13 protein-coding genes are annotated in these 14,069 nt (G+C 71.0%); 10 read left to right on the top strand and 3 right to left on the bottom strand.

Annotated features, from left to right (window positions below; translation table 11 throughout):
* Nucleotides 1-3: 3 nt before the first annotated feature.
* From gcvT to IE231_RS12390, 4 genes are all read left to right on the top strand, one after another.
* Nucleotides 4-1,185: a glycine cleavage system aminomethyltransferase GcvT gene (gene gcvT, locus IE231_RS12405; protein WP_189694278.1), complete on the top strand. Its 1,182-nt coding sequence runs from the start codon at nucleotides 4-6 to the stop codon at nucleotides 1,183-1,185.
* A gap of 53 nt (nucleotides 1,186-1,238) precedes the next feature.
* Nucleotides 1,239-1,619 carry a glycine cleavage system protein GcvH gene (gene gcvH / locus IE231_RS12400; protein ID WP_189694277.1) on the top strand — a complete coding sequence of 127 codons (381 nt, stop codon included), beginning with the start codon at nucleotides 1,239-1,241 and terminating at the stop codon, nucleotides 1,617-1,619.
* On the top strand, nucleotides 1,616-2,935 hold the full coding sequence (gene glyA, locus IE231_RS12395) for a serine hydroxymethyltransferase (protein WP_189694276.1): 1,320 nt from the start codon (nucleotides 1,616-1,618) through the stop codon (nucleotides 2,933-2,935). Before gcvH ends, glyA begins: the two co-directional genes overlap by 4 nt.
* Nucleotides 2,936-3,006: 71 nt before the next feature.
* The gene (locus IE231_RS12390) at nucleotides 3,007-4,422 is read left to right on the top strand and encodes an L-serine ammonia-lyase (RefSeq protein ID WP_189694275.1); all 1,416 of its coding nucleotides are present in this window, start codon (nucleotides 3,007-3,009) and stop codon (nucleotides 4,420-4,422) included.
* 67 nt (nucleotides 4,423-4,489) lie between these two features.
* Here the strand turns inward: IE231_RS12390 and IE231_RS12385 are convergent, their stop codons facing one another.
* On the bottom strand, nucleotides 4,490-5,062 hold the full coding sequence (locus IE231_RS12385) for a type 1 glutamine amidotransferase domain-containing protein (RefSeq protein ID WP_189694274.1): 573 nt from the start codon (nucleotides 5,060-5,062) through the stop codon (nucleotides 4,490-4,492).
* A gap of 115 nt (nucleotides 5,063-5,177) precedes the next feature.
* On the opposite strand from IE231_RS12385, the gene IE231_RS12380 reads away from it, so the two are divergent.
* Nucleotides 5,178-6,332 (top strand): lipid II:glycine glycyltransferase FemX, encoded by a 1,155-nt coding sequence (locus tag IE231_RS12380; RefSeq protein WP_189694273.1) that lies wholly within the window; start codon nucleotides 5,178-5,180, stop codon nucleotides 6,330-6,332.
* Nucleotides 6,333-6,344: 12 nt separating this feature from the next.
* Entirely contained in the window at nucleotides 6,345-8,042 is a 1,698-nt protein-coding gene (locus IE231_RS12375) for a threonine/serine exporter family protein (protein WP_229866843.1), read from the top strand.
* A gap of 29 nt (nucleotides 8,043-8,071) precedes the next feature.
* Here IE231_RS12375 and IE231_RS12370 read toward each other — a convergent pair whose 3' ends face one another.
* Together IE231_RS12370 and IE231_RS12365 are read right to left on the bottom strand one after the other, a co-directional pair.
* Complete coding sequence (locus IE231_RS12370) at nucleotides 8,072-8,941, bottom strand: siderophore-interacting protein (protein WP_189694272.1); 870 nt, start codon at nucleotides 8,939-8,941, stop codon at nucleotides 8,072-8,074.
* A gap of 58 nt (nucleotides 8,942-8,999) precedes the next feature.
* A complete protein-coding gene (locus tag IE231_RS12365) occupies nucleotides 9,000-9,809 on the bottom strand; it encodes a uracil-DNA glycosylase (protein ID WP_229866838.1) in 810 nt (269 codons plus the stop codon).
* Nucleotides 9,810-9,896: 87 nt separating this feature from the next.
* Here IE231_RS12365 and IE231_RS12360 point away from each other — a divergent pair, with 87 nt between their 5' ends.
* The 4 genes from IE231_RS12360 to groL all read left to right on the top strand — a co-directional run bounded on the left by IE231_RS12360 (nucleotide 9,897) and on the right by groL (nucleotide 13,971).
* Nucleotides 9,897-10,205 carry a DUF3263 domain-containing protein gene (locus tag IE231_RS12360; protein ID WP_189694271.1) on the top strand — a complete coding sequence of 103 codons (309 nt, stop codon included), beginning with the start codon at nucleotides 9,897-9,899 and terminating at the stop codon, nucleotides 10,203-10,205.
* Between the two features lie 49 nt (nucleotides 10,206-10,254).
* The gene (locus IE231_RS12355) at nucleotides 10,255-10,869 is read left to right on the top strand and encodes a LytR C-terminal domain-containing protein (RefSeq protein ID WP_189694270.1); all 615 of its coding nucleotides are present in this window, start codon (nucleotides 10,255-10,257) and stop codon (nucleotides 10,867-10,869) included.
* Nucleotides 10,866-12,119, top strand: a complete 1,254-nt coding sequence (locus IE231_RS12350) for an ABC transporter substrate-binding protein (protein WP_229866824.1) — start codon at nucleotides 10,866-10,868, stop codon at nucleotides 12,117-12,119. Before IE231_RS12355 ends, IE231_RS12350 begins: the two co-directional genes overlap by 4 nt.
* 223 nt (nucleotides 12,120-12,342) lie before the next feature.
* Nucleotides 12,343-13,971, top strand: a complete 1,629-nt coding sequence (gene groL, locus IE231_RS12345; protein ID WP_189694269.1) for a chaperonin GroEL — start codon at nucleotides 12,343-12,345, stop codon at nucleotides 13,969-13,971.
* Nucleotides 13,972-14,069: the final 98 nt, after the last annotated feature.

Below are 14,069 nucleotides of genomic sequence, written 5' to 3'. Positions count from 1 at the left end.
TCCATGACTGAGACCACCACCACCCAGACCGCGCAGGAGAAGCACACCGCCCTCTACGCAGAGCACGAGGCGCTCGGCGCGTCCTTCACCGACTTCGGCGGCTGGCAGATGCCGCTCAAGTACGGCTCGGAGCTCGCCGAGCACCGCGCGGTGCGCGAGGCAGCGGGCCTCTTCGACCTCTCCCACATGGGTGAGGTCTGGGCCACCGGCCCGGGAGCGGCCGCGTTCCTCGACTACGCGCTCGTCGGCAAGCTCTCGGCCATCGCCGTGGGCAAGGCCAAGTACTCGCTGATCTGCGCCGAGGACGGCGGCATCATCGACGACCTCATCGTCTACCGCGTCGCCGAGGAGGACTTCCTCGTGGTCCCGAACGCGGGCAACGCGGCGACGGTCGCGGGCGAGCTTGCCTCCCGTCTCGAGGCGTTCACCGCGGCCGACGACGGCAGCGCGGCAGGCGCCGTCGCCCTCCGCGACGCCTCGGCTGAGACCTCCCTCGTCGCCGTCCAGGGCCCGAACGCGGAGGCGATCCTGCTCTCCGTGGCCGGTGCCGAGGACCACGACGACATCCGCACGCTCAAGTACTACGCGGGCATCGAGGCCACGATCGCGGGCGTGCCCGTGTTCCTGGCCCGCACCGGCTACACGGGCGAGGACGGCTTCGAGCTCTTCGTGGGCAACGAGCTTGCCGTCCAGCTGTGGAAGGCGCTCGAGGAGGCCGGCAAGGCCCACGGGCTGGTCCCGTGCGGCCTCGCCTCGCGCGACTCGCTCCGCCTCGAGGCCGGCATGCCGCTCTACGGCAACGAGCTCTCCCGCAGCCGTTCGCCCTTCGCGGGCGGCCTGGGCGGCGTCGTGGCCCTCAAGAGCAAGGAAGGCGACTTCGTGGGGCGCGCCGCGCTCGAGGCGAAGAAGGCCGAGGGCGAGGGCACCACGAGCGGCCAGCGCCTCGTGGGGCTCAAGGGCCTCGGCCGGCGCGCGGCCCGCTCGCACTACGCCATCACGAAGGACGGCGTGCAGGTCGGCGAGGTGACCTCGGGCCAGCCCAGCCCGACCCTCGGCTACCCGGTGGCGCTCGCCTACGTGGACGTGGAGCACTCCGCCGTCGGCACGAAGCTCGACGCGGACCTGCGCGGCAAGGCCGAGCCGTTCGAAGTGGTCGAGCTGCCGTTCTACAAGCGCCAGAAGTAGCCCCCGCACCTTTCCCTGATTTTCCCCATTCGACGAAGAAGAGGATCCACACCATGAGCAAGGTCCAGAACGGCCTGCGGTACTCCGAAGAGCACGAGTGGCTCGACACCACCTCCGCCCCGGCCAAGATCGGCGTCTCCCAGGTCGCCGCTGACGCGCTCGGCGACGTCGTCTACCTCGACCTCCCCGAGGCCGGCGGCACCGTGACGGCAGGCCAGACCTGCGGCGAGATCGAGTCGACCAAGAGCGTCTCCGACCTCTACTCGCCGGTCTCCGGCACGGTCGTCGAGGTCAACCAGGAGGCCATCGACAACCCGGCCCTCGTCAACGAGGACCCCTACGGCGCCGGCTGGCTCTTCACGGTCGAGGTCTCCGAGGAGGGCCCCCTCATGACCGCTGAGGAGTACGCCTCCAAGAACGGCGGAGAGCTGTGAGCGCGGCCCAGGACACCACCTTCCAGCAGGTGAAGTCCCCCTCGCTCGATGCCAACATCGGGGACTTCGACCCCGAGGTCGCCCGCAGCATCGACGCGGAGCTCGGACGGCAGCGCAGCGGCCTCGAGATGATCGCCTCCGAGAACCACACGGCTGTGGCGGTCATGCAGGCGCAGGGCTCGGTGCTGACCAACAAGTACGCCGAGGGCTACCCGGGCAAGCGGTACTACGGCGGCTGCGAGAACGTCGACGTCATCGAGCAGCTCGCGATCGACCGCGTCAAGGCGCTCTTCGGCGCCGAATACGCGAACGTCCAGCCGCACTCCGGCGCCCAGGCGAACGCCTCCGTGATGCACGCGCTCATCAAGCCGGGCGACACCGTCATGGGCCTCAACCTCGCCCACGGCGGCCACCTCACGCACGGCATGAAGATCAACTTCTCCGGCAAGCTCTACAACATCGTTCCGTACCAGGTCCGCGAGGACGACCACCGGATCGACATGGCCGAGGTCGAGCGCCTCGCCCAGGAGCACAGGCCGCAGCTGATCGTGGCCGGCTGGTCGGCCTACGCGCGCCAGCTCGACTTCGCCGAGTTCCGCCGGATCGCCGATTCGGTGGGCGCTTACCTCATGGTGGACATGGCCCACTTCGCGGGCCTCGTGGCCGCAGGCCTGCACCCCTCGCCGGTGCCCCACGCCCACGTGGTCACCTCGACGACGCACAAGACCCTCGCGGGTCCGCGCGGCGGCATCATCCTGACCAACGACCCGGACATCGCCAAGAAGGTCAACTCGGCCGTGTTCCCGGGCCAGCAGGGCGGTCCGCTCGAGCACGTCGTGGCCGGCAAGGCCGTCGCGTTCAAGATCGCCGCCTCGCCGGAGTTCAAGGAGCGCATGGAGCGCGTGCTCGCCGGGGCGAAGATCCTCGCCGAGCGCCTCACGGCCGACGACGTCAAGGCGGCTGGCATCGGCGTCGTGTCAGGCGGGACGGACGTGCACCTGGTCCTCGTGGACCTGCGCGACGCGGCCCTGAACGGCCAGGAAGCCGAGGACCGGCTCGCGGCGATCGACATCACCGTGAACCGCAACGCCGTCCCGTTCGACCCGCGCCCGCCGATGGTCACCTCCGGCCTGCGCATCGGCACGCCGGCCCTCGCCACCCGCGGGTTCGGCGAGGCCGCGTTCCGCGAGGTCGCGGACATCATCGCCGAGGCCCTCATCGCGGGCCCGGACGCGGATCTCGCTCCGCTCAAGGCGCGGGTCGACGCCCTCGCGGCGGCGCACCCGCTCTACCCGGGGGTCGCCGACCTGGCCTGACCCCGCGCGTGGGCCCGGGCGGACTCCCGGGCCCACGTGGTCATTCCCTTTCGAGGAAGGAGACACCGACAATGGCAGTCGGCGTTTTCGAACTGTTCTCCGTGGGCATCGGCCCCTCCAGCTCCCATACCGTGGGCCCTATGCGCGCAGGTGCGGTGTTCGCCCGCGAACTGCGTGAAGCCGGCGCAGACGGAGGGCCCAGCTACCTCGACCGCGTGGCGTCGCTGCGGGTTGACCTCTACGGCTCCCTGGCGGCGACCGGCCGCGGCCACGGCACCTTCACCGCGGTGCTCCTGGGCCTCGAGGGATTCGAACCCGAGGAGATCCTCCCGGACCAGGTCGAGGAGCGCCTCACCTCGATTGCCGAGACCGGGAAGATGAACCTCGCCGGCTCGCTCGTGCTCCCGTACTCGGTGGAGGAGATGGTCCTCCACCCGCTCACCGTGCTCCCGCGCCACACCAACGGCATGACGTTCACGGTGTTCGACTCCCAGGACGAGGTGGTGCACAAGGCCACCTTCTTCTCGGTCGGCGGCGGCTTCATCGTCCGCGAGGGCGAGGAGGACTCCGCCCAGAAGGAGCTCGACGAGTCCAAGAAGGAACTCCCGTTCCCGTTCCGCACCGCCGCGGAGCTGCTCGGGCGCTGCTCCTCCAAGGGACTGTCCATCAGCGACATCATGCTCGTGAACGAGAAGGCCTCCCGCTCCGAGGAGGAGATCCGCGAGGGGCTGCTCCACATCTGGTCCGTCATGGAGGGCTGCGTGGAATCCAGCCTCAAGCGGGAGGGGATCCTTCCCGGCGGACTCAAGGTGCGGCGTCGTGCGCCCGACTGGCACGAGCGGCTCCTGAAGGAGGACAAGGACCGGGACCCGAAGTACTGGCAGGAGTGGGTCAACCTCATCGCGCTCGCCGTGAACGAGGAGAATGCGTCCGGTGGGCGCGTCGTGACCGCCCCCACGAACGGCGCGGCTGGCATCATCCCCGCCGTCCTGTACTACGCGCTCAACTACGCCCCCGGCATGGAGAACGCGACGCAGGAGGACAAGGACGATGTGGTGGTGAAGTTCCTCCTCGCCGCCGGCGCCGTCGGCGTCCTCTACAAGGAGCAGGCGTCGATCTCCGGCGCGGAGGTGGGCTGCCAGGGCGAGGTCGGGTCGGCGTCGTCCATGGCGGCCGCGGGCCTCGCAGAGGTCATGGGGGGCACCCCGGCCCAGGTCGAGAACGCGGCAGAGATCGCCATGGAGCACAACCTCGGGCTCACGTGCGATCCCATCGGCGGCCTCGTCCAGGTGCCGTGCATCGAGCGCAACGCGATCGCCGCGGCGAAGGCCATCAACGCTGCCAAGATGGCGCTGTGGGGCGACGGGACGCACCGCGTCTCGCTCGACGAGGTCATCGTGACCATGCGCGAGACGGGCAGGGACATGTCCAGCAAGTACAAGGAGACCGCCATGGGCGGCCTCGCGGTCAACGTCGTGGAGTGCTGAGGCACTGCCGCACGACGGCGATGGGGCGCCTCCCGCACGGGAGGCGCCCCATCCGTCGTATGGCGGCTCAGAGCTCGGCGTGCTGCCCCTCGGAGATCTCCTCGAGCATCTTCGCGCAGAAGGCCTCGAGGTCACCGGGGTTCCGCGACGTGGTGAGGCCACGGTCCGTGACGACCTGCTCGTCCACCCAGTCGGCACCCGCGTTGCGGAGGTCGGTCTGCAGCGAGCTGTAGGAGGTCATCCGGCGGCCCTTCGCGAGCCCGGCCTCGATGAGGGTCCATGGTGCGTGGCAGATGGCCGAGATCGGCTTCCCGCTCTCCGCGAAGGCCTTCACGAAGTCCACGGCGGCCGCCTCGGCGCGCATCTTGTCCGCGTTGATCGCGCCGCCCGGGAGGACGAGGGCGTCGTAGTCCTCCGCCCGCGCCTGGGAGAGGGGGACGTCCACGTCGAAGGAGTCGCCGTGGTCCCAGTCGTGCTGGAGCGCGGTGATCTTCCCCTCAGCAGGCGAGACGAGGACGGGCTGCCCGCCGGCCTCCTGCACGGCCTTCCACGGCTCGGTGAGCTCTGACTGCTCGACGCCGCTCGTGGCCAGGAACGCGACCTTCTTGCCGGTGATCTGGTGTGTGCTGTTCTGTGCCATGCCCTCGGCTTTCCCCGCTGGGGCCGGCGGCAAACCTCCCAGGCGCGTCCGGGGCCGCGGCGACTGACTAGACTGGGCTAGGCCTCCTATCCGCGACTGAAGGGACTCAGCCCCCTTGAGCAGCCTCACTGCCCGTCCCACCGCCCGCCCCGCCACCGCCTTCACCGCACGCTTCGCGAGCCCGGACGAGATCGCGCACTGGGACGAGCACGTCACCGCCAATCCCAACGGCGGCAACCTCCTGCAGTCCGAGGCGTTCGCAACGGTCAAGCGCAACTTCGGCTGGGAAGTGCGCTTCCTGGTCCTCGAGCCGGCCGCCGCCGTGTCCGGAGAAGGTTCCGGAGAGGGCGAAGAAGCGCAGCCGAGCTACAACCTCGTCCTCGAGAAGAGCTTCCCGGTCCTCGGCCGGTTCTGGTACCTCATCAAGGGCCCCGGCGTGACGGACATCCACGAGGTTCCCGCCGCGCTCGAGGGCATCAAGGAGCTCGTGGCGCGCGAGAACCTCGGCGTGTTCGCCGTCAAGGTCGAGCCCGACCTCCTCGACTCCGAGGACGCCCGCGCGGTGCTCGCGGGTGCAGGCCTAATCAAGGTCCCGAACCTCCAGCCCAACGACTCCACCGCGATCCTGGACATCAGCCCCGAGCCGCGGCTCGTGCTCAAGAGCCTCCACTCCCGCGGCCGCAACGCGGTGCGGCGGGCCGAGCGGGAGGGGGTCGAGGTCGTCGAGGCCGAGCCCACGCCCGAGTACTACCGCATCATGCACCGGCTCATGACCGGCACCCTCAACGCCAAGTCGAGTACCGGCGCTCAGGTGCGCAGCTTCGAGTACTACCGCCAGTTCTGGACCGAGTTCACCTCGCGGGGCCAGGGACGGCTCTACTTCGTCTACGAGAACGGCCGCCCCTCGGTGGGCGCGTTCGTCATCACCTATGGGCGCAAGGCCACCTACAAGGACGGCGGCTCGCTCCAGAGGCGCTCCCAGTACGGCGACTCGCACCTCATCCAGTGGACTGCGATCAACCGTGCGAAGGAGCTCGGCTGCGTCGAGTACGACTTCTGCGGCACCCCGCCGGCGGACCGCCTCAAGGACACCTCGCATCCCTTCCATGGGCTCGGCCTGTTCAAGACCTCGTTCACCAAGACCGTCACCGACTTTGTGGGCTGCTGGGACTACGTGATCGACCCGCTGCGGTACCGGGCGTGGACCACGGCGGGGGAGCGCATCGCGCGCCAGCTCTACACGCGCCGCACGGGCCAGCAGTTCTACTGATCGGCACGCGCCATGGCTGACCCCGAGCTCCAGGACGGGAACCACGGCGACATCCCCGCCGGTGCGATCCCGAAGATCACGCCCGTCGCCTTCACCGACGTGGGCACGGGCGCGCCGGAAGCTGGGTCCGCCGCCCCGCCGCCCCCCAGCACCCGCTCCGGCGGGCGCACGACGCCGGCCGGGCCGCCGCCGTCGTCCGTGCCGCCTCCCGCGGTGGTCGCCCCAGCCGTCCCGCCGCCGGCGCCGGGACCGGGCGGTGCGGCTCCGGCGGCAGCCCCGAGCGCGCCCATCACCGCATCCCAGGTCCGTGCCAACGCTGCCGCCAAGCGCGTGCTCGCGCGGCTCATGCGCGGGGAGAATCCGCCCACCGCTCCCATGAGCATCGTGGACCGGCTCGCCGGCAGCCCCTACGCGAACCCGACCATCCCGGCCGCCCCGGACGAGTCGGTGCGCCGCACCCTCGACTTCGCGCTCGAGCTCGCCGAGACCATGTTCCGCTACGGCGCGGGCGCCCTCGAGGTCGAGACCTCGATGATCGCCGTGACGACGGCGCTCGGGCTGCGGCACGTCGACGTGGACATCACCAACCAGTCCGTCACGATCAACCATGCCCCGCAGGACGCCACCCCGAGCTCGCTGCTGCGCGTGGTGCGCTCGTGGACGTCCAACTACGCGGGGCTCGTGCTCGTGCACCAGCTCGTCACGGAGATCGCGGCCGGCGGAGTGAGCCTGAACGAGGCCACCCGACGGCTCCAGTCGATCTCGCGCCGCGCCAAGCCGTTCCCCAAGTGGGCCGTGACGGTCGCGTTCGGCGTCTTCGCCGCGGCCTTCGTGGGAGTCCTCGGCGGCGGCCAGCTGGCCTCGCTCATCGCGTTCGGCTCGAACCTGCTCGTCTCACTGGTCGCGCGGGTATTCGGCACGTGGCGCGTGCCGGACTTCTTCACGACCCTTGCGAGCTCGTTCCTCGTGACGATGATCGCGCTGCTCATGTTCGCCGCGCAGCTGCCGATCTCGCCCACGATCGTGGTGGTGGGCGGCATCCTGCTGCTCCTGCCCACGTCCCGGCTCGTCTCGGCGACCCAGGACGCGATCAACGGGTTCCCCGTCACCGCGGCAGGCCGGTACCTCTCGGCCTTCCTGACGTTCGCCGCGCTCGTGGCGGGCATCTCGGTGGCAACCGCGGTGGGGGAGATGCTCGGGATCTCCCGGATCGACGTCACCGAGACCTTCCCGCCCGCCTACCCGTATCCGGTCGAGGTGCTGCTCATCGGGGTCTCGGTGGCCGCCATCGCGATCACCGAGCAGAGCGCACGGCGGCTCGTGCTGCCCACGGCGGCGGTCGGCGTCGTCGGGTACCTGGCCCTGACCGGGGTGGGGCTGCTCGGAGTCGGGGACCGGCTCGCCCCCGCCGTGAGCGCCGTCGTGATGGGGTTCCTCGCCCGGATCGTGGCCCTGCGCATGGGCGCACCCCAGCTCGTCGTCGCCGTGCCCGCAGCGCTCATCCTGCTGCCCGGCCTGACGATCTTCCGCTCGATGTACGTCGCGACGCTCGACGCCGCGCAGATCACCGCCGGGGCCGGCGGCATGCTCACCGCCATGGCGATCATCCTCGGTGCCGCGGCGGGCGTGGTCCTCGGCGACAACCTCGCCCGGCCGTTCACCCGCAGCGCCACGTCACTCGAGCGCCGGCGGCGGGCACGCCGCCGCTGACCTGCTCTCACCTGCGCAGGGGCAGTCCCTCAGATCTGGCCGACGGGGAGCTTCTTCTCCGCCTGGAACTGGTCCTCGGCGCGGCCGTGGGCCCAGTAGCCGGACAGGGAGAGCTTCTCGCGCGGCACGCCGCGCTCCTTGAACACTGCCCGCAGCTCCTTCATGGCCCCGCGCTCGCCGTGGGCGAAGACGCTCGGCGTCCCGGGAAGCCACTCGGCGCCCGCCACGGCCTCGGCGAGGACTACCGTCTCCCCGGCGGGGAACCCGTCGCGGGAGAGCCACCGCAGCTCGACGCCGGCCGGTGCCGAGACTTCGAGGACGTCCTCCGGTCCGGCGACCTCCAGGAGGGCCAGGCCACGGGCGTCCGCGGGGAGGGCATCGAGCGCGGCGGCGATCGCCGGGACGGCCGATTCATCACCGGCGAAGAGATGCCATTCGGCCTCGGGATCGGGGGAGTAGGCGCCGCCGGGGCCCGCGCACACAAGCCGGTCACCGGGCTGTGCCGCCGCCGCCCAGGGCCCGGCGAGGCCCTCGTCGCCGTGTACCACGAAGTCGATCGCGAGCTCCCGGGCAGTCGCGTCGAAGGAGCGCACCGTATAGGTGCGCGTCACGGGCCACTGCTCGCGCGGCAGGTCCTCCTTGAGCGCCGCGATGTCGACGGGCCCATCCGGCCACGCGCAGCCGGGCAGCTGGGTGGGGAAGGAGATCTTGACGTACTTGTCCGTGAAGCCGTTGTCCGTGAAGGCATCGAAACCGGGGCCGCCAGCCACCACGCGCACCATATGCGGGGAGAGCTGCTCGGTGCGCACCACGACCAGGTCCAGAGTCGGGCGGGGCTTCCGGGCCGGTCGTGCGGAGTCGGTGCGAGCAGCGGGAGCGCTCTCTGCGGGCGTCGTCATGCCGACCAGAGTATCCGCTGGTGCTCGCGGTCCGGCTCCTCGGCCCAGTCTCCGGACGTCACACCCAGTGGACCGGTTCCGCTCCCTGTGCTGCCAGCAGCTCGTTCGCGCGGCTGAACGGCCGTGAGCCGAAGAAGCCCCGGGATGCGCTCAGCGGCGAGGGGTGTGCGGAGGCGATCACCGGCGTCGTGCCCAGCAGCGGTGCGACGGACTGCGCGTCCCTGCCCCAGAGGATGGCCACGAGCGGAAGCGCGCGGGAGGCCACCGCGCGGACGGCGGTGTCCGTCACCGCCTCCCAGCCGAGGCGCCGGTGGGAGCCGGCCGCACCGGCCTCGACCGAGAGCACGCGGTTGAGCAGGAGGACTCCCTCCTGTGCCCATCCGGAGAGATCACCAGTGGAGGGGGCGGGGACGCCGAGGTCGTCGGCGAGTTCCCGGTAGATGTTGGCGAGGCTGCGGGGCAGCGGGCGGACGCGGGCGTCGCACGCGAACGAGAGGCCGATCGCGTGCCCGGGCGTGGGGTACGGGTCCTGGCCGATCACGAGCACCTTCACCGACGAGAGCGGCCAGCCGAACGCGCGCAGGAGCCGGGATGGGGGCGGGAGGATCTGTGCGCCGTCATACGCCCTGTCCGCGAGGGCGCGCAGGGCCGCGCGCAGGGATGCCTCGCAGGGGGCAAGGGCGGCTGCCCACTCGGGGTGGACGAGGTCCTCGAGGGGTGCCGCCGCCATCGCGGCCAGCTCCACCGCGGATTCCTCAGCCCGGGCTCTCTCTCCCGCGGTTCCCTCGGCCGGGGTTCCCTCTCCCGCGGTTCCCTCAGCCGGGGCAGCGGGCACGGCAGCGAGCTCGAAGAGGGGTTCGGCGTCCATCCGGCCAGTGTGCCACGAGCCGAACACGTGCCGGCTCCCGGGCGAGCCGGAATGACATCCCTGTAGTTCCCTCTTAAGCTGGAGGCCATGTCGGCACCAGCAGAGCACGCCCGGTCCTTCGAGCAGACTGCCGGGGAGAGGGCCCAGGGACTCACGGAGCGCGAGGAGCAGATGCTTGCCCTCGAGCGCGGATGGTGGAAGTACGCGGGAGCCAAGGAGCAGGCCATCCGCGAGCTGTTCGACCTCTCGGCGACCCACTACTACCAGCAGCTCAATGCCCTCATCGACACCGAGGCGGCGCTCGCCCACGATCCGATGCTCGTCAAGCGGTTGCGTAGACTGAGGACGTCGCGGCAGCGAGCGCGCACTGCCCGCCGGCTCGGCGGAGGCGCCTGAGGCCGCGCACACACCCCCGCACGGCTACCGAACAAGGACCTACCCCGGTATGAGCATGCATCCCCGCGATGAATTCGACGATGTCCCCGAGTCTCCCCGCAGGCAGGGCATCCACCGGACCCGCGGAGAGGCAGCATCCGACACCGCCGCCCAGTCTGGGCGCGGCCTCCGCTGGATCCTCGCCGCCGGCGTCGCAGCGCTCGTGATCGGCGCGCTCGCCTTCTTCGTGCTCCCACGCCTCGGCCTGAGCAGTTCTCCAGCCTCGGCCGACAGTCCGGCTGCTGCGTCCGCCACTGCGCCCGGCAGCGCCGAGCCGTCCGCGGCCCCGAGCGCAAGCGCCTCTCCCTCGGCGCCGTCTCCGTCGTCTGCCTCCAGCCGCGCCGGCGCTGACAAGGCCCTCGAGGTCGGCGTCTACAACGGGAGCACCACGGCCGGTCTCGGCAATCGCGTCGCCACGGCGGCCCGGAACGCCGGCTGGAACGTCACGGCGGTGGCCAACTGGGCCGGCACGCCCGTGAGCTCCTCGGTGGTATACTACAAGACGGCCGCCCAGGAGGCCTCGGCCCGGGCCCTCGCCGCGGACACGGGCATCACCACCGTCCTGCAGGCCCCGGCGCTCGGGCTGCCGCTCGCCGTGGTGGTCGGCCCCGGGTACGCCGGGTGACCAGGCCGGCCCGGTACGTTCGTACCCCGCTGGCCGCAGCAGTCCTCGCCTCGGTGCTCGCAGTCACGGCCTGCGGCCTCATGGGCGGCGATGCGCGCACGGCCACCCCGGCCGCTTCGGGCGACGGCGTCCTCCGGCTCGGCCTCCTCCTCGATGCGACCGGCGGCTCGCAGTATCTTTCCGACTCCGAGCGCGCTGGCGTGGTCCTCGCCGTGCAGCAGGCCAACGCGGCCGGCGGGTTCGCCGGGAAGCCGGTCGAACTGCTTCCGCCCGAGTCCGGAGCGGATACCGGCGCGGCGGCCCAACGACTCGCCAAAGCAGGCGCCGATGCCGTGATAGGCCCCACCGACTCGGGCCACGCGCCCGCCGCCATCGATGCGCTCCGGTCGGCGAAGGTGCCGCTCATCTCGCCGGCCAACACCGCCGCGGGCCTGAGCACCTACCGCAGCGACGGGTACTACTTCCGCACGGCCGCCCCCGAGGGCGCGGAGGGCGCAGCGCTCGTGGAGCTCGCCCGGCAGTCAGGCGCGAAGACCGTCGCGATCCTGCACCAGGCCGGGGACCATGGCAAGGCAGAGGCGGACGGTGCCTCCGCGGCCGCGAAGGCTGCAGGGCTGACCGAGAAGGGCAGCTCGGAGTTCACCGGCCACGACGCCGGCGCGGGCGCCGCGGCGGCGAAGGATGCCGATGCGGTGATCGTCGTGGCGCAGTCGGAGGGCCAGGCCATCCTGGCAGCGGTTTCCCAGGCCGGCGTTCCCGGCAACAAGCTCCTCGTCTCGGGCGACCTCCTCGGCCGCTACGGCTCGGCCCTGGCCAACGGGGCCCTGCGCGGGGCCCGCGCCACGGTCCCGGGCGTCTTCCCCAGCCCCGACTTCCAGGCGGCCCTCACCGAGCACGCCCCCGGCCTCACCGACCTCACCTTCGCCCCGGAGGCCTATGACGCAGCCGCCCTCGCGATCCTCGCTGCGGGCGCCGCGAAGGACGACGGCGGCCCCTCCATCGCAGCCAAGCTCACCGCCGTTTCCGGCGGCGCACTTCCCGGCAACCCGAGCGAGGCGCGTGAGAAGTGCACCGGCCTCCCCGACTGCCTCGCCCGACAGGCCCGCGGGGCCTCCATCGACTACGACGGCACGTCCGGGCCGATCGCCTTCGACTCCCATGGCGACGTGACCACGGCGCGCTTCATGGTGTTCACCTTCGGCGCGGACAACCTGCCCGCGCGCGACGCCGAGGTGACGGTGGCGCGGTAGGCGGCCGGCGCCGTCGTGCGCTTGCACTCGGAGGGGGTGAGTGCTAAAAATTGACCTAGCACTCCTGTGGCTAGACTGCTAAAACGATGTGGCTGCAGGGGACAGGAACACCTCGCTGGGGTGAGGCTCCTCGGCCGCGCAAGCGGGCGGGGCGCCGGCCGTCGCGGGCGCTTTCAGCAGGTGGCCTACCGACAGAATCGTCCCGAAAGGACTTGAAGCCGTCATGGCCAAGATCATTGCATTCGACGAGGAGGCCCGCCGTGGCCTCGAGCGCGGCCTGAACCAGCTGGCTGACGCCGTCAAGGTCACCCTCGGCCCGCGTGGCCGCAACGTCGTCCTCGAGAAGAAGTGGGGCGCCCCCACGATCACCAACGATGGCGTCTCCATCGCCAAGGAGATCGAGCTCGACGACCCGTATGAGAAGATCGGCGCGGAGCTCGTCAAGGAGGTCGCCAAGAAGACCGACGACGTCGCCGGAGACGGTACGACCACCGCCACCGTCCTCGCCCAGGCGCTCGTCCGCGAGGGCCTCCGCAACGTCGCCGCCGGCGCCGACCCGCTCTCGCTCAAGCGCGGCATCGAGAAGGCCGTTGAGGCCGTCACGTCCGAGCTGCTCGAGTCCGCCAAGGAGATCGAGACCAAGGAGGAGATCGCCGCCACCGCGTCCATCTCCGCTGGCGACACCCAGATCGGCGAGCTCATCTCCGAGGCCCTCGACAAGGTGGGCAAGGAGGGTGTCATCACCGTCGAGGAGTCGAACACGTTCGGCCTCGAGCTCGAGCTCACTGAGGGCATGCGCTTCGACAAGGGCTACCTCTCCGCATACTTCGTCACGGACGCCGAGCGCCAGGAGACGGTGCTCGAGGATCCCTACATCCTCATCGTCAACTCCAAGATCTCCTCGGTGAAGGACCTCGTCGCGGTCCTCGAGCGCGTCATGCAGGCCAACCGCCCGCTGCTCATCATCGCCGAGGACGTCGAGGGCGAGGCCCTGGCCACGCTCATCGTGAACAAGCTCAAGGGCACGTTCAAGTCCGTCGCCGTCAAGGCCCCGGGCTTCGGCGACCGCCGCAAGGCCATGCTCACCGACATCGCGATCCTCACCGGTGGCCAGGTCATCGCCGAGGAGGTCGGCCTCAAGCTCGAGAACGCCACGCTCGACCTCCTGGGCAAGGCCCGCAAGGTGGTCGTGACCAAGGACGAGACCACGATCGTCGAGGGTGCCGGCGACGCCGACCAGATCGCCGGGCGTGTCGCGCAGATCCGCGCCGAGATCGAGAACTCCGACTCGGACTACGACCGTGAGAAGCTCCAGGAGCGCCTCGCCAAGCTCGCGGGCGGCGTGGCCGTCATCAAGGCGGGCGCGGCCACCGAGGTCGAGCTCAAGGAGCGCAAGCACCGCATCGAGGACGCTGTCCGCAACGCGAAGGCCGCCGTCGAGGAGGGCATCGTCGCCGGTGGTGGCGTGGCCCTCATCCAGGCCGGCGCCAAGGCGTTCGCCAACCTCACCCTCGAGGGTGACGAGGCCACGGGCGCCAACATCGTCAAGGTCGCCATCGAGGCTCCGCTGAAGCAGATCGCCTTCAACGCCGGCATGGAGCCGGGCGTCGTGGCGGACAAGGTCCGCGGCCTTCCCGCCGGCCACGGCCTCAACGCCGCCACGGGCCAGTACGAGGACCTCCTCGCCGCTGGCGTCAACGACCCGGTCAAGGTCACCCGCTCGGCGCTGCAGAACGCCGCGTCGATCGCCGGCCTCTTCCTCACCACCGAGGCCGTCGTGGCCGACAAGCCGGAGAAGGCCGCCCCGGCCATGCCCGGTGGCGACGACATGGGCGGCATGGGCGGCTTCTGAGCCTCCGCCTCCAAGGCAAGCCGGGCACGCCCGGCGCACCACGCACGACGGCGGGGTCCCCACTTCGGTGGAGGCCCCGCCGTCGGCGTTCCCGGCCA

The sequence above is a fragment of the Sinomonas cellulolyticus genome, assembly GCF_014656475.1.
Lineage (GTDB): Bacteria > Actinomycetota > Actinomycetes > Actinomycetales > Micrococcaceae > Sinomonas > Sinomonas cellulolyticus.
The sequence above is the reverse complement of the archived record's forward strand: the minus strand, read 5'-3'. Positions and strand labels throughout refer to the sequence as shown.

Bases quoted from the DNA above. Each gene is read 5' to 3' on its own strand.
- gcvT (WP_189694278.1), top strand. From the start codon at position 4: ATGACTGAGACCACCACCACCCAGACCGCGCAGGAGAAGCACACCGCC.
- gcvH (WP_189694277.1), top strand. From the start codon at position 1,239: ATGAGCAAGGTCCAGAACGGCCTGCGGTACTCCGAAGAGCACGAGTGG.
- IE231_RS12390 (WP_189694275.1), top strand. From the start codon at position 3,007: ATGGCAGTCGGCGTTTTCGAACTGTTCTCCGTGGGCATCGGCCCCTCC.
- IE231_RS12385 (WP_189694274.1), bottom strand. From the start codon at position 5,062: ATGGCACAGAACAGCACACACCAGATCACCGGCAAGAAGGTCGCGTTC.
- IE231_RS12375 (WP_229866843.1), top strand. From the start codon at position 6,345: ATGGCTGACCCCGAGCTCCAGGACGGGAACCACGGCGACATCCCCGCC.
- IE231_RS12370 (WP_189694272.1), bottom strand. From the start codon at position 8,941: ATGACGACGCCCGCAGAGAGCGCTCCCGCTGCTCGCACCGACTCCGCA.
- IE231_RS12365 (WP_229866838.1), bottom strand. From the start codon at position 9,809: ATGGACGCCGAACCCCTCTTCGAGCTCGCTGCCGTGCCCGCTGCCCCG.
- IE231_RS12360 (WP_189694271.1), top strand. From the start codon at position 9,897: ATGTCGGCACCAGCAGAGCACGCCCGGTCCTTCGAGCAGACTGCCGGG.
- IE231_RS12355 (WP_189694270.1), top strand. From the start codon at position 10,255: ATGAGCATGCATCCCCGCGATGAATTCGACGATGTCCCCGAGTCTCCC.
- groL (WP_189694269.1), top strand. From the start codon at position 12,343: ATGGCCAAGATCATTGCATTCGACGAGGAGGCCCGCCGTGGCCTCGAG.